General features: G+C 60.4%; 18 protein-coding genes. 10 read left to right on the top strand and 8 right to left on the bottom strand.

Features of this window, described 5'->3' with window-relative positions; all coding sequences use genetic code 11:
• The first annotated feature begins 56 nt into the window (after positions 1-56).
• From ACIQUH_RS22340 to ACIQUH_RS22325, 4 genes are all read left to right on the top strand, one after another.
• Entirely contained in the window at positions 57-1,382 is a 1,326-nt protein-coding gene (locus tag ACIQUH_RS22340) for an LLM class flavin-dependent oxidoreductase (protein WP_400819088.1), read from the top strand.
• Positions 1,383-1,535: 153 nt separating this feature from the next.
• Complete coding sequence (locus ACIQUH_RS22335) at positions 1,536-2,531, top strand: aliphatic sulfonate ABC transporter substrate-binding protein (protein WP_400819085.1); 996 nt, start codon at positions 1,536-1,538, stop codon at positions 2,529-2,531.
• Complete coding sequence (locus ACIQUH_RS22330; RefSeq protein WP_400819083.1) at positions 2,528-3,397, top strand: ABC transporter permease; 870 nt, start codon at positions 2,528-2,530, stop codon at positions 3,395-3,397. The genes ACIQUH_RS22335 and ACIQUH_RS22330 overlap by 4 nt, the downstream gene beginning before the upstream one ends.
• Positions 3,394-4,125 carry an ABC transporter ATP-binding protein gene (locus ACIQUH_RS22325; RefSeq protein WP_400819080.1) on the top strand — a complete coding sequence of 244 codons (732 nt, stop codon included), beginning with the start codon at positions 3,394-3,396 and terminating at the stop codon, positions 4,123-4,125. The genes ACIQUH_RS22330 and ACIQUH_RS22325 overlap by 4 nt, the downstream gene beginning before the upstream one ends.
• 8 nt (positions 4,126-4,133) lie before the next feature.
• Here ACIQUH_RS22325 and ACIQUH_RS22320 read toward each other — a convergent pair whose 3' ends face one another.
• The 7 genes from ACIQUH_RS22320 to ACIQUH_RS22290 form a co-directional block, all read right to left on the bottom strand.
• A complete protein-coding gene (locus ACIQUH_RS22320; protein ID WP_020811697.1) occupies positions 4,134-4,961 on the bottom strand; it encodes a carbohydrate ABC transporter permease in 828 nt (275 codons plus the stop codon).
• Positions 4,958-5,842: a carbohydrate ABC transporter permease gene (locus tag ACIQUH_RS22315; protein ID WP_020811696.1), complete on the bottom strand. Its 885-nt coding sequence runs from the start codon at positions 5,840-5,842 to the stop codon at positions 4,958-4,960. Before ACIQUH_RS22315 ends, ACIQUH_RS22320 begins: the two co-directional genes overlap by 4 nt.
• Positions 5,843-5,910: 68 nt before the next feature.
• Positions 5,911-7,185, bottom strand: a complete 1,275-nt coding sequence (locus ACIQUH_RS22310; protein ID WP_400819077.1) for an extracellular solute-binding protein — start codon at positions 7,183-7,185, stop codon at positions 5,911-5,913.
• 73 nt (positions 7,186-7,258) lie between these two features.
• Positions 7,259-8,332, bottom strand: a complete 1,074-nt coding sequence (locus ACIQUH_RS22305; protein WP_400819074.1) for an ABC transporter ATP-binding protein — start codon at positions 8,330-8,332, stop codon at positions 7,259-7,261.
• 7 nt (positions 8,333-8,339) lie between these two features.
• A complete protein-coding gene (locus ACIQUH_RS22300) occupies positions 8,340-9,851 on the bottom strand; it encodes an alpha-N-arabinofuranosidase (protein ID WP_400819071.1) in 1,512 nt (503 codons plus the stop codon).
• A gap of 123 nt (positions 9,852-9,974) precedes the next feature.
• Positions 9,975-10,904, bottom strand: a complete 930-nt coding sequence (locus ACIQUH_RS22295) for an ArsR/SmtB family transcription factor (RefSeq protein WP_400819069.1) — start codon at positions 10,902-10,904, stop codon at positions 9,975-9,977.
• A gap of 184 nt (positions 10,905-11,088) precedes the next feature.
• Positions 11,089-12,381, bottom strand: a complete 1,293-nt coding sequence (locus ACIQUH_RS22290; RefSeq protein WP_400819066.1) for an ABC transporter substrate-binding protein — start codon at positions 12,379-12,381, stop codon at positions 11,089-11,091.
• A 112-nt stretch (positions 12,382-12,493) separates the two neighbouring features.
• Between ACIQUH_RS22290 and ACIQUH_RS22285 the strand changes: the two genes are divergently transcribed.
• The 6 genes from ACIQUH_RS22285 to ACIQUH_RS22260 all read left to right on the top strand — a co-directional run bounded on the left by ACIQUH_RS22285 (position 12,494) and on the right by ACIQUH_RS22260 (position 18,052).
• The gene (locus ACIQUH_RS22285) at positions 12,494-13,558 is read left to right on the top strand and encodes a LacI family DNA-binding transcriptional regulator (RefSeq protein WP_400819063.1); all 1,065 of its coding nucleotides are present in this window, start codon (positions 12,494-12,496) and stop codon (positions 13,556-13,558) included.
• A complete protein-coding gene (locus tag ACIQUH_RS22280) occupies positions 13,551-15,428 on the top strand; it encodes a DUF2264 domain-containing protein (protein WP_400819061.1) in 1,878 nt (625 codons plus the stop codon). The genes ACIQUH_RS22285 and ACIQUH_RS22280 overlap by 8 nt, the downstream gene beginning before the upstream one ends.
• Positions 15,425-16,441 carry a hydroxyacid dehydrogenase gene (locus ACIQUH_RS22275; RefSeq protein WP_400819059.1) on the top strand — a complete coding sequence of 339 codons (1,017 nt, stop codon included), beginning with the start codon at positions 15,425-15,427 and terminating at the stop codon, positions 16,439-16,441. The genes ACIQUH_RS22280 and ACIQUH_RS22275 overlap by 4 nt, the downstream gene beginning before the upstream one ends.
• On the top strand, positions 16,438-17,214 hold the full coding sequence (locus ACIQUH_RS22270; protein ID WP_400819057.1) for a sugar phosphate isomerase/epimerase family protein: 777 nt from the start codon (positions 16,438-16,440) through the stop codon (positions 17,212-17,214). The genes ACIQUH_RS22275 and ACIQUH_RS22270 overlap by 4 nt, the downstream gene beginning before the upstream one ends.
• Before the next feature lie 101 nt (positions 17,215-17,315).
• Entirely contained in the window at positions 17,316-17,576 is a 261-nt protein-coding gene (locus ACIQUH_RS22265) for a DUF4160 domain-containing protein (protein WP_400819055.1), read from the top strand.
• Positions 17,573-18,052 carry a hypothetical protein gene (locus ACIQUH_RS22260; RefSeq protein WP_400819052.1) on the top strand — a complete coding sequence of 160 codons (480 nt, stop codon included), beginning with the start codon at positions 17,573-17,575 and terminating at the stop codon, positions 18,050-18,052. Before ACIQUH_RS22265 ends, ACIQUH_RS22260 begins: the two co-directional genes overlap by 4 nt.
• A gap of 17 nt (positions 18,053-18,069) precedes the next feature.
• Here ACIQUH_RS22260 and ACIQUH_RS22255 read toward each other — a convergent pair whose 3' ends face one another.
• Positions 18,070-19,146, bottom strand: coding sequence for an ABC transporter ATP-binding protein (locus ACIQUH_RS22255; protein ID WP_400819049.1), 1,077 nt, complete (start codon positions 19,144-19,146; stop codon positions 18,070-18,072).
• Between the last annotated feature and the right edge of the window lie 25 nt (positions 19,147-19,171).

Raw genomic sequence — 19,171 nt, 5'->3', positions numbered from 1 at the left:
CGCAGCCATCGGCGACGAGTCGTCGCATGCCAAAACATCAACGAAAGTGAAGCCCAATGGCAAATGATCGCAAACTGCATCTCGGCGCCTTCATGCGGCCCGTCAGTCTCCACACGGGTGCATGGCGTTATCCGGGCGCCTTTCCGGATGCGAATTTCAATTTCGCCCATCTGGCGCGCTTCGCACAACAGCTAGAGGCCGCGAAGTTCGATGCCTTCTTCATGGCCGATCATCTGGCGGTGCTGAACATGCCCACGGAAGCGCTGCGCCGCAGCCACACCGTCACCTCCTTCGAGCCCTTCACCCTGCTTTCGGCGCTCGCCGCCGTCACCTCCCGCATCGGGCTGGTCGCCACCGCCTCCACCACATTCGATGAGCCCTATCATGTGGCCCGGCGTTTCGCCTCGCTCGATCACCTCAGCAACGGCCGCGCCGGCTGGAACATCGTCACCACGTCAAATCCGGACGCCGCCCGAAACTTCGGCCGCGAGGAACAGCCTGATCATGCCGAGCGTTATGGCCGCGCGCGGGAATTTTACGATGTCGTCACCGGCCTCTGGGATTCCTTTTCCGACGACGCCTTTATCCGGGATGTCGATAGCGGGCTGTTCTTCTATCCCGAAAAGATGCATGTGCTGGACCACAAGGGACCCGAATTTTCCGTGCGCGGACCGCTCAACATCGCGCGTCCGGTGCAGGGTTGGCCCGTCATCGTGCAGGCCGGAGCTTCCGAGCCGGGACGCCAGCTTGCCGCCGAGACGGCAGAGGTGGTTTTTGCCGCAACACCCACGCTTGCGGCTGGAAAGGCCTTTTATAAGGACGTCAAGGACAGGACCGTCGCGGCGGGCCGTTCCCGCGACGGAATTGTCATCCTGCCGGGCGCTTTCGTTCTCGTCGGCGACAGCGTGGAAGAGGCCAAGGCCAAACGCGCCAGGCTCGACAGTCTCGTCCATTACGACAGCGCAATCGCCTCGCTTTCCATTGCACTCGGCCACGATGTTTCAGGCTTCGATCCCGATGGTCCCCTGCCTGATATTCCGGAAACGAACGCCAGCAAATCCAGCCGTGAAAGGGTGATCGAACTTGCCCGAAGCGAGGGCCTGACGGTGCGCCAGCTTGCCCAGCGGCTGGGCGGTTATGCGGGTCTTGCCTTCGTCGGCACACCAAAGACCATCGCTGATGAGATGGAGCAATGGCTCCATGAGGAGGGCTCGGATGGTTTCAACGTCACCTTCCCTTTCCTGCCCGCCGGTCTGGACGACTTCACGACGCAGGTGGTGCCGGAACTGCAACGGCGCGGGCTGTTCCGCAAGGATTATGAGGGGCCGACATTGCGCGACCATCTTGGCCTGCAACGACCGGCCAATCGATTTTTCAGCTGAATAAAGCGCCGTCGCGTCGATCCTGCTTGCGGTAGGGAGATTTTCCACGTCGGTCGCAAAGTTTGGCATGAGGTTCCAGAAGGGCGGATTGACCTTAAAAACACCCGCCCATACCCTTTAAATACACAAAATACATAAATTAGGTGAATTAATATGAAGGCTGAACATTCCCGCCGCCAGATCCTCAAATTCGGCATTGCCGGCGCTCTTGCCGCACCGCTCGCCACGGGCAAGGCGCTGGCCCAGAATTCACAGGAATTTCCTGCCGAGCTGAAGCTGGACTGGGGATTTTACTCCTCCCATACGCTGCTGATAAAGAACAAGGGCTGGCTTGAGGAGGCTTTCAAGGATGTCGGCACCAAGATCACCTGGGTGCAATCCCGCGGCAGCAACAATTCGCTCGAATTCCTGAAGGTCGGCTCGACGGATTTTGCCGGTTCCGCCGCCCTTTCCGCCTTTCTCGCCCGCGCCAACGGCGTGCCGCTGAAGGTGATCTATGTGGCGAGCTGGGGCGGTTCGTCCATCATTCAGGTACGCCCGGATTCGCCCATCAAGACCGTTGCCGATCTCAAGGGCAAGACCATTGCTGTCACCAAGGGCACCGCGCCCTATTTCACCCTCGTCCGTGCGCTTGACCAGAACAAGCTGTCCATCGACGACCTCAAGGTCGTGAACCTGCAGCATCCGGAAGGATTCAACGCGCTTCAGCAGGGTCAGGTGGATGCCTGGGTCGGCATCGATCCGCACACGTCCCAGGCCGAGCTTGCCGGCGACCGGGCGATTTTCGACGAGCGCAGCTGGCGCGACGGCAGCGTCTTCAGCGTCTCCGAGGCGTTTCTGGCGAAGCACCCGAAAGCGGTCGACAGGCTTCTCGGCGTCTGGGTGCAGACGCAGAAGTGGATTCGTGAAAACAACGGCGAATTCATCGATTTCGTCACGCAGGTCACCGGCAACGATCCCAAGATCACCAAGCTCACGATCGAGAAGCGCGACTGGAAGGATCCCGTTCCCGGCGAAGAATTGCTGAACTCGATCCGCATCGTCACGCCGCTTTTGGGCGACGACGTCCTGCGCCCCGGCGTCAATGTCGACAATGTCCTTTCCTCGCTGATCGATCCGGCACCGGCGAAAAAGGCACTTGGCGCATGAATTCCCATCCGCGCGAATTCCAGCGCGTGAAACAGACTGCTGATCAATTCCCTTCCCGATTGCCCTTTTTGCAGAGGGTGGGGAATTTCCTTGGCCGTTTCGACCTGCGCGGCGCAATCGTGCCCGTCGGCTCGCTCTTGCTGCTCGAACTTTTCGTTCGCCTCGGCTGGGTCAGCCCCTATGTGCTGCCGCCGCCTTCCGAACTTTACGATACGTTCCTGCGGCTTGCGGAAGGCCCCTTATGGACGAATGTTGCGGCCAGTACCACACGCGTCTTCGTCGGCTTTGTCATCGGCTCCCTGCTCGCCGTCATCGTCGGTTCGCTCGTCGGTCTGGTGATCGCCGCCGAACGTTATCTCGAGCCGACGTTTCAGGCGCTGCGGGCGGTCCCGAGCCTTGCATGGGTGCCGCTGCTGATGATCTGGTTCGGCATTGGCGAAACCTCGAAAATCGTGCTGATCGCCAAAAGTGCGTTTTTTCCCGTCTACCTCAACCTCTTTTCCGGCATCAGAAATGTCGACCGCAAGCTGGTGGAGGTGGGCGAGATGTATCGCCAGCCGCTGCCCGTGCTGGTGTGGCGGATTTTCATTCCCGCCTCGCTGCCGCATCTTTTCACGGGCCTGCGTTACGGGCTGTCGCTCGCCTGGCTGAGCGTCGTCGCGGCCGAACTTCTGGCCGCCTCGGAAGGTATCGGCTACATGCTGTCCGACGGGCGGGAGCTTTCCCGGCCGGATCTCGTCATGATCGCCATCATCTGCCTTGCCGTGCTGGGCAAGATTTCCGACAGCCTCTTCAAGATCGTCGAAGACCGTTGCCTGCGCTGGCGCGACACCTATCCGCTCCAGCAGGGAGGACGCCTGCGATGAGTTTGCTTAATGTCGATGTGCGCGAGAAGGCTTTCGGTGACACGGTGGTCCTTCAGGATATCCAGCTCACGCTGGGCGATGGCGAAGCGGCGGTTCTTCTCGGCCCCAGCGGCTGCGGCAAGAGCACATTGCTGCGCATCGCCGCCGGCCTCGACCGGCGTTTTTCTGGTGCGGTCAGGGTTCAGCAGGACGATGAGCAGGCATCGGGCTCACCGCCCATCGCCTTTGTCTTTCAGGAACCCCGCTTGATGCCCTGGCTGACGGTTGCCGAAAACATCGGTTATGCGGACGGCAGGAAATATGATGTCGGTCGCGTGGAAAGGCTGATCGACGATGTCGGTTTGAGCGGCCATGGCGGGGCGCTGCCGAAGGCCCTTTCGGGCGGCATGGCGCAACGTGTGGCGATCGCAAGGGCGCTCTATACCGAGCCGCGCATCCTGCTCCTCGATGAACCTTTCAGTGCGGTCGACGCTTTCACGCGGATGAAGCTGCAGGATCTGGTGCTGAAGCTCGTCGAACAGCGCGGCATCTCCTTCCTGCTCGTCACCCACGATATCGACGAAGCGCTCTATCTCGGCGACCGGATTTACATGATGGGCGCCCATGACGGCCGTATCCAGCAGCGGATAGAAGTGGACGTGCCGCGCCCGCGCGACCGGAGGGCGCCACAGCTCGCCAGCCTCAAAAACGAGGTGCTGACCGCCCTGCACAATGCCCATGTCATCTGAGGAACATCTCAGCCCTTCACACCCGACGAGATCATGATGGCCTCCGTCACGCGCCGCTGGAAGATGACATAGGCGATGATGACCGGCAGGGCCGCCAGCATGGCGACGGCCATCAGCCGCGCATAGGCAACCCCGAAAGCGTCGTTGACCTGGGTGATGCCCACCGGGATCGTCATCATGTTTTCGGAGGTGACCACGAGGAAGGGCCAGAAGAAAGCGTTCCATACCGTAATGAAGGTCACGATCGCCATGGCGGTAGTGATGCCCCAGTTGAGCGGCAGATAGACCCGGAACAGGATCGTGTATTCGCCGCCGCCATCCAGCACCACCGCCTCGCGCATCTCCTTCGGCACGCTGTCGAAAAACTGCTTGTAGACGATGATGACGATGGGCGTGATCAGCTGTGGCAGGATGATGCCCGCCCAGGTGTTGATGAGGTTGAGGTTCTTCATCAGGATGAACTGGGTGACAACAAGCGTCTGCGCCGGCACCATGAAGCTTGCCAGCACGATGCCATAAAGCAGCCGCCTGCCTGGGAAACGTATCTGCGACAGCGCATAGGCGCAGAGCATGGAAATGAACAGCACCGAGATCGTGACGATGACGGCCGTGCCGATGGAGTTCACATACCAGGTCATCAGCCGGGTATTGAATATCGCATTGAAATAAGCGCCGAGGCGAAACTCGTCCGGCAAAAGCGACATGTTGCCGGCAACGTTCTCATCGGCGCGAAGCGAGGTGACGAAGCTCCAGTAGAGCGGAAAAATCCAGACGAGGGCCGCCGAAAAAGTCAGCAGCGTCAGAACGAGGTTCTCGAGTTTTCTCATCGGGCTCATGAATTCCTCCGGATGCGCAGCAGCTGGAACTGGAAAACGGAAACGATGACGATCAGCAGAAAGAGCACCGTCGCCACCGCCGAGGCATAGCCGCCATTGTTCATCTGGAAGGCCTCGCGATAGACCTTGAGGAGCAGCACGAAGCTGGAATTGAACGGCCCGCCGCCGCTTAAAAGGTAGATCTGGTCGAATATCTTCAGTTGCAGGATCAGCTGCAGCGTCAGCACCAGCGCAGTGACCGGCCACAGAAGCGGCCAAGTGACACGGCGGAAGCGCTGCCAGGTCGTCGCGCCATCCAGAGCCGCAGCCTCATAAAGCTCGGCCGGTATATTCCGCAATCCGGCGATGAAGAGCAGCACATTAAAGCCGTTCGTCCACCAGATGGTGACGACGGCGACCATCGGCATGACCCAGTAGGGATTCTTGAAAACGGCGACGGGTTTGCCCGCCAGCAGCGATATGACCGGCTGGAGAATGCCGAACTGCAGATCGAGCATCCATGCCCAGATTTCGGTGACGACCGAAACCGGCAGCACATAGGGCAGGAAAAACAGGCTCATGGCAATCGTCTGCTTCACGCCCGAGAGGCGGCTGACGGCGAGCGCGATCATCAGGGCGATGACGGTCGTCGGCACGACGGTCAGAAGCACGAAATAGCCGTTGTTCTTGAGCGAGGTGACGAACAGGCGGTCGCCCAGCAGTTTCGCATAATTCTCCAGGCCGACCCAGTTTCCCTCACCGATCAGCGGCGCATCGGTGAAGCTGATGCGCACCATCTCAATCAGCGGATAAAGAAAGAAGGTGGTGAAGACCAGAACGAACGGCGTCACCATCGACAGCGCGATCAGCGATTTCTTGCGCCGGTTTTCAATCATAGCCATGGAATGTCTCCGGGAGCTTGCGCATTGCACCCTGCCCTCCGGGCTCAAACCGGAGGGCAGAGTGCCGATTACCTGAGCTTGCCCTGCAGCTCATCCTTGATCTGCTCCACGGCATCCGTGCTGCTCATGAAGCCCTGAATAGCCGGAGCGATGACGTTGAGCGCCGCGTCATAGGCGGGCGAAGCGACCCCGGTAATGGTCGTCTTCGGATCGAACACCGCCGCTTCCGCCAGCGAGGCATAGGTGGCATTCGGCTGCATTGCCTTGTATTCGCTGCTTTCGGTGATGGACTTGTAAGCCGGAATATGCCCGGCATCGGCCCAGCTGATGGCATGTTTTTCCATCCAGCCGATCACTTTCATGACCGCGGCGCGTTTTTCGCCGGACACCGTCTTGTCACCTTCGTTCGGAATGGCGAAAGCATGGGAATCCGCCCAGGTGGCGCGCTTGCCCATCAGGGGCGGCACTTCCACCGCACTCCATTTGAAGCCGAGCTTGCCGTTCTTTTCCAGATCCTTGTAGGTCGGAACTTCCCAGACGCCGTTCAGCTGGAACGCGGATTTGCCGGCGGAAAACAGCGCCACCGAGGCTTCATATTCCGCCTGTTCGGGAGCCCAGCCGTTTTCCCGCCATCTGGACAGGGTCTCGATGGCCTTTGCCGCCTTTTCGGCATTGTCGCCGGCGAGAACCTCTTTTTCGGTGACGAGTTCGCCGCCCTGTTGCGACAGCAGCGTATAAAACACGCGCCACACCCCGCCTTCGCCACCGGATTGATAGGTGATCGGCGTCTCAACGCCATTATCCTTCGCCCAGGCCAGCGCCTTCTCGAAATCCTCGATCGTCGTAATGCCGGTCAGCTTGCCCTCGGCGTCGAGATAGGGTGAGCCTTTCAGAAGATCGGCATTGTAATAAAGGACAAGCGCATGGATATCGAACGGCACGGCATAGAGTTTGCCGTTCTGGGTGGCCGCTTCCACGGGGGCGCTGAAAAAGTCTCCGGTCTTCAGCTCCGCATCCCCGAGATCCTTTTCGGTGATTTCGCTCAGCACTTTTTCTTCAAGGCCAAGCGGCGCGCGTGACAGGTGATAGGTCATGATATCCGGCCCCTCGCCCACTGCGGAGGCCGTGCGCACCTTGGTATAGAAGGGCACGCCCCATTCGAGCGTCGTTCCCTTGATCTGGATGTCCGGGTGTTCCTTGTTGAAGGCATCGATCAACGCCTTCATGCGGACACCGTCACCACCCGACAGAAAGTCCCACCAGATGATATCCTGCTTCGCGAAAGCCGGCAGGGCGCTGAGACCCAGAGCCGCACCAACAAGCAATGTCTTGATCAGTCGCATCGTTCACTCCTCCCGTTTGATCGAACATCCCGTTCAGGGATGGTTTGCTGTTTCGAAAGACGCCTCCTCGCGCCTATCGCAACCGTTTGCCGTCATCGTCGAAAACAAGGACATGGTCGGGCGAGGCGGTAAGCGATACCGACCGGCCATCCAGCCTTTCCCGCGAGCCCTGCCGCTGCACGATGATTTCCTTGCCGGTGCCGGTGCGGGTGTAAAGATAGGAAAGATCGCCAAGCTCTTCCGCGACCTCGATGACAACAGGCAGGGCGCCCTCTTCCGTAATCGTCAGATGCTCCGGCCGAATTCCGATCTCGACCCGCTGGCCGGGGGAAACGGACTGGGCAAGCCGGGCCTTGAGATGCCCTGCCCCGCCCTCGGGCGCGAGCGTCACGATGCCATCCCCCTGGGAGACGATATCGGCCCGCAGGAAGTTCATCGCCGGCGATCCGATAAAACCGGCCACGAAGCGGTTGTCCGGATCGTCGTAAAGGGTGAGAGGCGCACCCGCCTGCTGCACGATGCCGCCCTTCAGCACGAAAATCCTGTCCGCAAGCGTCATGGCCTCCACCTGATCATGCGTGACGTAGATCATCGTCGCGCCCAGCTTACGGTGGAGCCGCGTCAGTTCCAGCCGCATCTGCACACGCAGTTCGGCGTCCAGGTTGGACAGCGGCTCATCGAACAGGAATACCTTCGGCTGCCGCACGATGGCGCGGCCGATGGCCACGCGCTGCCTCTGGCCGCCGGAAAGCTGCGATGGCCGTTTGTGCAGATGCTCCTCAAGCTGGAGGATACGGGCAGCCTCGCCCACCCTCTCCGTCACCTCCGCCTTCGGCCGGCGGGCAAGACGCAGGCTGAAGGCCATGTTCTCGAACACCGTCAGATGCGGATAGAGCGCATAGTTCTGGAACACCATCGCAACGCCGCGATCCGCCGGTTCGACCGCGGTGACATCACGCTCATCGATGGCGATGCGCCCGCCGCTGGTTTCCTCAAGACCGGCGATCATGCGCAACAGCGTGGATTTTCCGCAGCCGGAAGGCCCCACGAAGACCGCGAAGCTGCCGGCTGGAATTTCCATCGAAACATCCCGGATCGCCGCGAAGGATCCGAAAGACTTGGCGACATTGTTGAGACGGACACCCATGGCCGCCTCACTGAACCTTCAGCCGCAGCACATGGTAGGACAGCGGCGGCACCGAACCCTTCAGCGCCCCGTCCTCGACGGCGACGCCGCTGCCCGGCACGGGCACGACGCGGTCCGGCTGATCCGGGCCGTTGCCGAGGCGTAGATCATATCCCGCCATGGCAAGATGCAGGCTGAGCGTGGCGGATGAATATCCGGTGAGGCTGACATCGATCTCGGCCGCTTCGGTGAGATGGCGGTTGAGCACGAACAGCGTCACCACGCCTTCCGCCTCGTCATAAACACCGGCAACATCGAGATATTTGACGTCATCGGCCGCGTTGCAATCGTAAGTCGGGCAATCGACGGCGACGTTCAGCGCCACGCCACGGCCATAAAGCGAGGCGAACTGATAGGGATAATAGATCGTTTGCCGCCATGCCGGCCCGTTCTTCTCCGCCCGGATGGGGGCGATGACATTGACGAGCTGGGCGATGCAGGCAATGCGAACCCGGTCCGAACGGCGGATGAATTCGTTGAGCAGGCCGGCGACAAACAGTGCATCTTCGAAGTTGTATGTCTCTTCCAGAAGTGCCGGCGCTTCCGGCCAGTCCCAGCTCTTGATGCGTTTGCCGTCTTCTTCGCGGATGTGATACCAGACGTTCCATTCGTCGAAGCAGATGGAAACCTCGTTCTTGGCGCGCTTCTTGGCCTTCACGTAGTCGATGACACCGGCAATCGTCTGGATATAGCGCCCGGTTTCCTCGATCTTGCCGAAATAATTCAGCGTGTCGCGGCTGTTATTGCCGAAATATTTGTGCAGCGAGATGTGGTCGACATTCTCATAGCACTCCTCCAGCACCTCGCGCTCCCATTCGGGATAGGTCGGCATGCCGTCATTGGAGCTGCCGCAGACAATCGCTTCAATCGTCGGATCGAAACCCTTGAAAGCCTTGGCGGTTTCATTGGCCAGCCGGCCATATTCCACCGCCGTCTTGTGACCGATCTGCCAGGGACCGTCCATCTCGTTGCCGAGGCACCACATTTTCACGCCGTGGGGTTTTTCCGCGCCGTGGCTGCGGCGCAGATCGCTGAGCGTGGTGCCGCCCGGAAAATTCACATATTCGAGGAAATTGCGGGCATCATCCAGACCACGGGAACCGAGATTGACGGCGAGCATCATCTCGATGCCGGCCATCTGCGCCCAGTCGGCGAACTCGTTGATGCCGATCTGGTTGGTTTCCTTGGAGCGCCATGCGAGGTCGAGACGGATGGGGCGCTGGTCGTGCGGGCCGATGCCGTCTTCCCAGCGATAGGCGGAAACGAAGTTGCCGCCGGGATAGCGAATGGCGGGAATTTTCAGATCCTGCACGAATTTCAGAACGTCCCTGCGGAAGCCGTTTGCGTCCGCCTGCGGATGGCCGGGCTCGTAGATGCCGCCATAGATGGCACGCCCCATATGTTCGATGAAGGCGGAATAAAGACGATCGTCGATACGCCCAATCCGGAAGTCCCGGTGGACTGAAACCCGCGCTTTCATAAGGCTCTCCTCCCCTGCGCATTTATATCTTAAAATATGATATAAACCATATTTGATAATATAGTTGCCGAGGGAATCCGCGCCTGTCAACCGCGAAAATCATACTTTTGAAAATTGGCTGGATCAGCCCGCGGTGCGCAGGCGCAGGACGATGTCCTGATCGTAATTCCCGAAACCGCGGCCAAAGATATTCAGCCCGCCGGGATGTTTCGCATCGGCCTTGACCTCGATGCGCAGGCGGATGGAACGGTGGCTGGTCAGATCGATATCCGCCAGCGTCACATCCGAAATCCGGGTTCCGTCGACATAGGTTCCCTGCGCGGTGATGCGCCAGGTCTTGAGCATGCCATATTGGGAACCGGAGAGCTTCCACCAGTCCGGCGTAAAGACACCGCGCTTGTCGCCGAAGTCGCCGGGTGAGGTCCAGACCCCGATTTCCCTGCCGTTGACGGATAGCGTAATATCGGATGGCCAGTTGCTGTGCGTTCCCGGCACTTCGGAGCTGACCTCCATCGAAAACTCGATTTCCTCGACTTCCCGCCCTTGTATCTTGGCATTATTGGGAAATTGATATTCCACGAAGCCTGAGGTCAACCACAGCAGCGCCGCCTTCATGCGGTCCGGATCCATGAACGTATCGGGCACATCGAGAAGGCCGATGATACCTTCCGGCGAGCAGATGCCGCAGGGCGCGGTGACCGAACTTTGGGTGTAAAGACCGAGCGGCATGGCGACCGCGATGTAATTCGATGCGACCGGCGCCTCGGGTTTCCGGAACGAAACAATGAGTTCGTCACAGGTGGCGAAGCAGATTTTCTGGTTGCCCTTGCGCGCCTTGCGCGTTTCGGTTCGCAGCAGCCCCGCTTCCTCGAGAACGGCCACGCCGGCGGAAACGGTGGATTGGGGGAGCTCCAGTCTCTGCGCGATTTCGTTGACGTTGAGGCCGCTCGCCTCATGCAGCAGCTTCAATATCTGCACGCGGATCAGCGATGCCGCCGCTTTCAGGACATCGAATTCTTTTTCAGCATCAACGAGGAGGAAATTGGGCGCCATATTCTAATCTTCAGATTTATCGATCCAGATCAGAATTTCTGGCTTAAATGCCATGCACTTGTCCAGTGCTGTTTGTCATGCGGACGCTTTTGAAAGGCGTGAAGCGCCATTCACCCCAGGCGCTTCGTGAAAAAAGAGCACCGCCACACGGTCTCGATACCGTATGGCGGTGCCCGTTTCGTCGTCAGCCGCGCTTGCGCAGGGTCCGCGTGCCGGTGTCGACGAGGTTTTGCGCCGCTTCGTCCACGCTGGCGCGGCCGAAGGCGAGCGAATCGGCAATGGGGCGCATCACGCCACGGTCGAACTCATTGGCGCCGATCGGCGCGGGTTCCGGATAGGAATCGAGCTTGCCCGACAGGCTTTCGATATAATCCACCGTTTTGCGCTCGGTCTCGTTGAGGCTCGGCAACAGGGCCTCGCGCACGACCTTGGCCGGCGGCACGCCACGCTCGACCCCGAGCACCTTGCCGGCTTCGAGATCGTTGACGAAGAAATTGATGAATTTCGCCGCCGCTTCCGCATTGGTGGAGGTGGAGGAAATGGACCAGATGAGCCCCGGCCGGTAATAATGCCCGGTCGGCTTGCCCGGCCCCTCACCCGGCAGCATGCCGATGGACAGCGTCTGTTTATTGAGTTTCTGATAACCGACAAGCTGGTTGGAATAGGCAAAACCGATGGCCGAATTGCCGAGCGTCAGGGCATTGGATTCGATGGTGTTGTCGTCACGCGTCTGGATATCGGCGGAAACGCAGAGCTTGTTCTCGCGCAGGTCCTCCCAATAGGCGAACCATTCCTTCGCATCTTCCTTGTTGAAGCCGATGGTGCCGTCCTGAAACAGCAGCTTGCCGCGCTGGCGCAGCCAGACATCGAAAACATAATGATAACGCGCGCCATAGGGAACCGCCCAGTAGTTCCGTTTTGCCGGAGCGTTCTTCTTGAAATCGCGCGCCAGTTCCGAGAGCGCCTTCCAGGTGATCTGCTCCTGCGGCACGGAGACGCCGGCTTCCTTCAGCGTATCGGCATCATACATCATGCAGAAGGAATTCAACCCGAGGCCGACGCCGTAAAGCTTGCCGTCGATGCGGCAGAGATCGACCTCGCTTTTGCCGAAGGTGGAAAGATCGAGCGACTTACCGACGAACTGGTCCAGCTCCATGCAGGCGCCACGGCCGGAATAATCGGCAATGGTGGAAGGTTCGAGCTGAAAGATGTCGGCAACGTTGCGCCCCGCCATCGATGTCGCAAGCTTGGTCCAATAGTCGGAACCGGCGATCATTTCGCCGCTGATCTCCGTCTGCGGGTTAGCCTTCTGGTAAAGGGCGATCACGTCGTTGGTGCGCTTGCTGCGGTCGGCCGATCCCCACCATACGCAGCGAAGCCGTGTTTCGGCTGCGGACGCGCGAAAACCACCCGCCGCCACACCGAGACCGGCCAGCGCCGCCGTCACCAAAAATCCACGTCTGTCGATAGTTTGCATCTGCTCCTCCCGCGTTTTGCAAATTTTTCACTGACTACTTAAATTCTTGCAAATTTTCTTAGTTTGCAATATTTGCATCATATCAGATTTTTTTGCAAGCGCAGGAGACGATATGAACGATACGCCCGACATCAGCCGCCCGCGCCAGTCGGATATCGCCCAGCGCGCCGGCGTTTCCATCAGCACGGTCTCGCGCGTTCTGGCAGGGGAAAAAGGTATCAGCGCGTCGATCCAGACCAAGGTTCTGGGGGTGGCGGCGGAGCTTGGCTATCCGTTGCGGCCTGTCACGACCCAGACCGGCGGCGTGCCGCTGGAGGGCAAGAAAATCCTTGCCCTCATGTCCGCCGAAAGGGCGACCGGCGATATCGGCGCTTTCTACCACGATATTTTCGACATGCTGCGCAGCCTTGCCCAGACGGATGGTTTCGAACTCGACATCCGGCTTTTGCACCAGAAACAGGTCGATGACGCGCTGACCCAGCGGGTCTGCGAGGTGGACGGCCTTCTCGCCATCGGCCTCGACCCCGAGGATGAAATCATCCACCGCATCACGCAGGGTGTGCTGCAGCCGGTTCTGGTCAACAGCGCCGATCCCTCAATGATGCTGGATTGCGTCTCGCCCTCCAATTTTTACGGCGGCGCTCTGGCGGCGCGGCGGCTGCTGGAACTCGGTCACCGCAAGGTCGCCTATATCGGCCCGCATCATCGCCACACCATAAGGGAACGTATGCGCGGCTTCCGCCATACCATCCTTGACGAAGAGGGAACGACCTATGAGGAGTTCCTGCTTTCGACGGCGGATAGCGGTTTTGGACAGGCCGGCGATGCGGTTCGCCAGCTATTGGCCAAAAACCCTGAACTGACAGGCATTTTCTGCATGAATGACGCGATTGCGCTCGGGGCGCTGGGGGCAGCACAGGAGCTTGGCCTCGCCGTGCCGGACGATCTTTCCATCATCGGCTTCGACGACCTGCCCTTTGCCGAACTCTCCACCCCCCGTCTCAGCACCATCCGCGTCGACCGCCGCGAAATCGCCCGCGAGGCGGTGGAGCTGATGCGCCGCCGGCTGACGGAACCTTCCGCCAATGCCCGTCAGGTGCAGCTTGGCGTGCAGCTGGTGGAAGGACAGACGGCCGGCAAGGCGAAAAAGACGGGAAAGGCGACACGCGATGCATGACACCATGACCAGATCCAACATGGCCAGACTTAATCCACTGCATGGCAATCCGCTCAAAAGCCGCGCCGATGTCCGGCGGGCGCTGGATGACAGTTTTGCGCCGCTTCTTCCCTATTTTTCGCCGGGTGGCGCAAGAGTGACGCTGAGCGGCACCGCCGCGCATTTCGACCGGGCGGCGGCCGATCTGGAAGGTTTTGCCCGACCGCTCTGGGGCATCGCACCGCTTGCGCTGAGTGGCGATCATTTCGACCACTGGCCGCTTCTGGCACGGGGAATAGCCAACGGCACCGATCCTTCCCATCCCGAATATTGGGGCGACGTGCGCCAAAGGGATCAACGGCTGGTGGAGCTTGCCGCGCTTGGTTTTGCGCTGCGGCTTGCGCCGCAGCACCTGTGGGAACCGCTGTCCGACGCGCAGAAAGACAATGTGCGCCGTTATCTGCTGACCGCGCGCGAGCGCAATTACGCCGATAATAACTGGAAGTTCTTCCGGGTGATGGTCGACATGGCGCTCGATCATCTCGGCATCGATTTCGACCGCAGCCTGACAGAAACATTCCAGAAGGAACTGGACGATTTTTATATAGCCGACGGCTGGTATCGCGACGGCAATTACCGCCGCATCGACCATTACATCGCCTTCGCCATGCATTTTTACGGCCTGATCTACGCGAAACTCAGCAAGCCTGACGATGCCTACGCCGCACGTTATCGCGAACGCGCCCGCCTCTTCGCCGGCGATTTCGCAAGCTGGTTCGACGAGGATGGCGGCACGCTCGCCTTCGGCCGCTCCATGACCTACCGTTTCGCCTGCGGCGGCTTCTGGGCCGGCCTTGCCTTTGCCGATGAGGAGGCGTTGCCCTGGGGCGAGATCAAGGGGCTTTATCTGCAGCATCTGCGCTGGTGGGCGAAAAAGCCGATTGCCGACCGCGATGGCGTGCTTTCCATCGGTTATGCCTATCCGCAGCTCACCATGTCGGAAAGCTATAATTCGGCGGGCTCGCCTTACTGGGCCTTCAAGGCCTTTCTGCCGCTCGCCCTGCCGGAAAGCCACCCCTTCTGGCAGGCGGAAGAAAAGCGGCCGGAGGCATCCGCAAAACCTAGGCCGCTCGTTCATCCCGGCATGGTGATGATGCGGACCAGCGGCAATGTCACAGCGCTTTCCAGCGGGCAGGAGAACCTCTCCATGCGCGGCGGGCCGGAGAAATATGCCAAATTCGCCTATTCCTCCCGTTACGGTTTCGGCGTGGAAGTGGACGAACGTGGTTTCAGGACCAACGGTTTCGACAATATGCTGGCCTTCTCCGAAGACGGCCTGCATTACCGCGTGCGCGAGACCAACCAAACGGCTCTGCTGGCCGGGGAAAGCCTGCGGGCTACGTGGAAGCCTTTCCCGGATGTGGCGGTTGAAACGACGCTGATTGTGGCAGACGGCTGGCATATCAGGCTGCACCGGATCGCCTCCGCCCGCCCCCTTTCGGTGACCGAAGGCGGCTTCGCCATCAACCGCAACGATGGCGACCGCGATGCCGTGCAGGAAGAGACCGGCCGGGCGACCGCCGATTGCGGCACGGACATCTCCGCCATTGTCGATCTCGGTTCGAGCGTGACCCGCCGTGGCGTGGCGCTGAAGGCGCTGCCCAACACCAATCTCATCAACGCCAAGACCACGGTGCCGCAATTGCGGGGCGAGATTCCGGTGGGCGAAACCCTGCTTGCCTGTGCGGTCTTTGCCGGGGTGACCGGGCCTGAAAGTGAAAAGGCGCTGGCGACGGTTCCAGCCCTTCCGGATATGGAGGCGCTCGACCGCCTGTTTGCGGAACGCGGCGTTCCGGTCAGCAGCATGGCGGCCACGGGAGAGCCGCAATGACGAACCCGCTTCCGCGTCTCAGCCTTGCCATGGACCCGGAGCGAACCCAGCATGTGCTGACACCGCAGGCGCTCGATAGGCTGTCGCGGAGCGTCGATATCATCGACACGGGGCGGATCTGCGATTTCCACGCCGCTTCGGTGAAGGAGCAGCTGGCGAAGACGGATATTCTTCTGACCGGCTGGGGCTGTCCGGATATTGGCGCGCGGGAGCTGGCGCTGATGCCGCATCTCAGGCTGATCTCCCATGCCGCCGGCACGGTCAAATATTTCCTGTCGCAGGCGGTGTTCGATCGTGGCGTTACCGTGTGCAGCGCGGCGGAGGCGAATGCGCAGCCGGTTGCCGAATTTTCGCTGGCGATGATCCTGCTGGCCGGCAAGCGTACCTTCGGTTTCCGGCGCCTTTATCTGGAGCATCGCGACCGCGCCCCTGTCGAGCGACTGCAGGCGCAGGCCATCGGCAATCTCGGCCTGACGGTCGGCATCGTCGGCGCATCGCGCATCGGGCGTCGCGTCATCAATCTGTTGCAGCCCTTCGATCTCAACCTCATCCTTTTCGATCCGCTACTAAGCGCCGCGGAGGCGGAAAAGCTCGGCGTGCAGCTTGTGTCGCTCGAGGAGCTGATGGCGGTGAGCGATGTTATTTCCCTGCATGCACCTTCCCTGCCGCAGACACGCCATATGATCGGCGCGGCAGCGCTTGCCCGCATGAAGGACGGTGCGACCCTGATCAACACGGCACGCGGCGCGCTGGTGGATGAAGACGCGCTTCTGGCCGAACTGAAAACCGGGCGCATCGAAGCCGTCATCGACGTGACCGACCCGGAAGTGCCGCCGGCGGCTTCCCCCTTCTACAGCCTGCCGAATGTATTCCTCACACCGCATATCGCCGGCGCCACCGGCCTTGAACGCGCAAGGCTCGGCGACATGGCGATTGCCGAGATCGAACGCTTCTGCCGCGCGGCACCCTTGCAACAGCAGGTGCGGCCGGAACATCTGGAATTGATCGCATGAGATTTTTCGAGCCGGGCCTCTGCTCCGTCACCTTTCGCTCCCTGTCGGTGCAAGCCGTCATCGACCTTGCAGCCGTAAATGGCATCAAGTCCATCGAATGGGGTGCGGATATCCATGTGCCGCCCGACGACCTTGCCAATGCAAGGGATGTGGCAGCGCGGACGGCGGAAGCCGGCCTCTCCGTCTCGTCCTACGGCTCCTATATCTTTGCGCCGGATTTTACGCCGGAAGATGTGGCTGCCGTGCTCGAAACCGCAAAGGCCCTCGGCGCCGGCCATATCCGCATCTGGCCCGGCAGCCGCAAACGCCCATCGGCCGATTACTCCCCCGGCGAACGCCGCGCGGCGACGGAGGCGCTGGCGACAATCGCCCACCGGGCGGACGACCATGGCATGACAATCGGCCTCGAATATCATCCCAACTCACTGACGGACACTCTCCCCTCCGCGCTGGAGCTGGCGCGGGATTTGGACGCACCCAACCTCTTCTTTTACTGGCAACCCGCCCCCGGCCTGCCGCTGGACGACGCACTGGCGGAAATATCCGCACTCGGCTCCCGCATCTGCCATCTGCATGTCTTTGCCTGGCTCGCCGATGCCAGCCGCCTGCCGCTTGCCGAGCGCGCGGATTATTGGCGGGCGTGCATCGCTGCATTGCCGGAAAGCGGCTGGAAAAAACCGGCTTTCGCGATGCTCGAATTCGTAAAGGGTGACGATGTCGGGCAGTTTACCGAGGACGCGGCGATTCTCAGAGACATTCTTTATAGAACATAGAACCCGCCTTCTACCTGCCCACTGGCTGAAAATAAGCTCCATCCCCTCTCTTCACATAGTGAAATTTATGCACTATGTTTTATTGGTGGCGTGGGGGCTGCATGGGCAAACTCATTCAGATCGGGAACATCATCATACGCGTCTATGCGAACGATCATTTGCCGCCGCACTTTCACATCATAACACCGGATGCCGATGCCCTTGTCGGCATCGAAACTCTGGAAATCCCGCGCGGCAAGTTATCCCGCAGGGCTGAAGCCGAAGCTTTGGCATGGGCGAGAGCCAATGGGAACCTGATTGTCGATGAATGGAATCGGACAAACCCGCGTTTTCCCATCATAGCAAAGGGAAAGAAATCATGACACCACGCGTCAAAACCATCCTGCCCAATCCGCCCTGCACGCTCACCATCGACTGGGCCGACGGAAGCCAATCGACCGCCGATCTGACTGGATGGATAGCGACCGGAGGAGAATTCCTCAATCCGCTCCGTTCGGCAGATATCTGGAAGACCGCGACAGTCGCCGATTATGGCGCGACTGTGGAATGGGACGGAGACGACTTGGCGATCGATGCCTATCACCTTTACCAGATCGCAGAGGACCAGCGGGACTTCGATGTGGAGGATCTGCGCAAATGGCAGGAGGAAATCGGCCTTTCCAATAATGAGGCGGCGGATTTTCTCGGCGTCACTTTGCGGACGTGGAACAACTATCGTGCAGGCACGCCTGTAAGCCACGCGGTCAAGATGTTGCTGCGGGCAACCCAGCGCGACCCGCTTCTGATGCATGCGCATTTCCGGCCACGCCGTCCCGGACGCCCGAAACACGCGGCGTAAGGCGGCTGCCGGCAGCGCTATATCCGCCGCCCATCCGCCCCGAACAGATGCGTCTTCGAAAGATCAAACGCAAAGGGAATGGTCTCGCCGATACGGATATGGCGCTGGCCATCCAGCAGCACGGTGGCGGGCTGGCCGTCAGGGGTCGCGGTGTAGACCACCGTTGAGCCGCCGAGATGTTCGACGAGCTGGATGGAGGCCTCACCCAGCGAGGCGGATTGCGCCTGCGGGTTCACATGTTCGGGACGCACGCCGAAGGTGAGCGGTTCGCCCTGTTGCGCGGCGACGGGTTTTTCCAGCACGATGCGCTGGCCGGCGACTTCGATGGTGCGGTTGGAACTGTCGCCCGAGGCCACCTTTGCGGAGAGGAAATTCATCTTCGGCGAGCCGATGAAGCCGGCGACGAACTGGTTGGCGGGATTGTTATAGAGATCGAGCGGGCGGCCGACCTGCATGATGCGGCCGTCACGCAGGACCACGATCTTGTCGGCCATGGTCATGGCTTCCACCTGGTCATGCGTCACATAGATCATGGTGCTGCCGAGCGTCTGGTGCAGCTTGGCGATTTCGACGCGCATCTGCACGCGCAGTTCCGCATCGAGGTTGGAAAGTGGCTCGTCGAACAGGAAGATTTTAGGCTCGCGCACGATGGCGCGGCCGATGGCGACGCGCTGGCGCTGGCCGCCCGAGAGCGCCTTCGGCTTGCGCTGCAAGAGCGGGCCGATCTGCAGGATATCGGCGGCCTTCTGCACCCGCGCCTGAATTTCCGGCTTCTTGTAACCCGCCGTTTCGAGACCGAAGGCGAGGTTCTTGTAGACGCTCATATGCGGATAAAGCGCATAGGACTGGAAGACCATGGCAATGCCGCGCTTGGAGGCCGCCGTTTCGTTGACCCTTTCGCCATCGATACGCAGATCGCCTTCGGAGATTTCCTCAAGCCCGGCGATCATGCGCAGAAGCGTGGATTTGCCACAGCCCGAAGGGCCGACGAAGACGGTGAATTCGCCCGGCTCGATCTTGAGATCGATGCCATGGATGACCGGAAAAGCGCCGAACCGCTTGACGATTTTTTCGAGCGTAATGCTGCTTGCCATGCTGTTTCTCCCGACTGCCGCGCCG

The sequence above is a fragment of the Agrobacterium sp. NPDC090283 genome (assembly GCF_044769685.1).
GTDB lineage: Bacteria > Pseudomonadota > Alphaproteobacteria > Rhizobiales > Rhizobiaceae > Agrobacterium.
The sequence above is the reverse complement of the archived record's forward strand: the minus strand, read 5'-3'. Positions and strand labels throughout refer to the sequence as shown.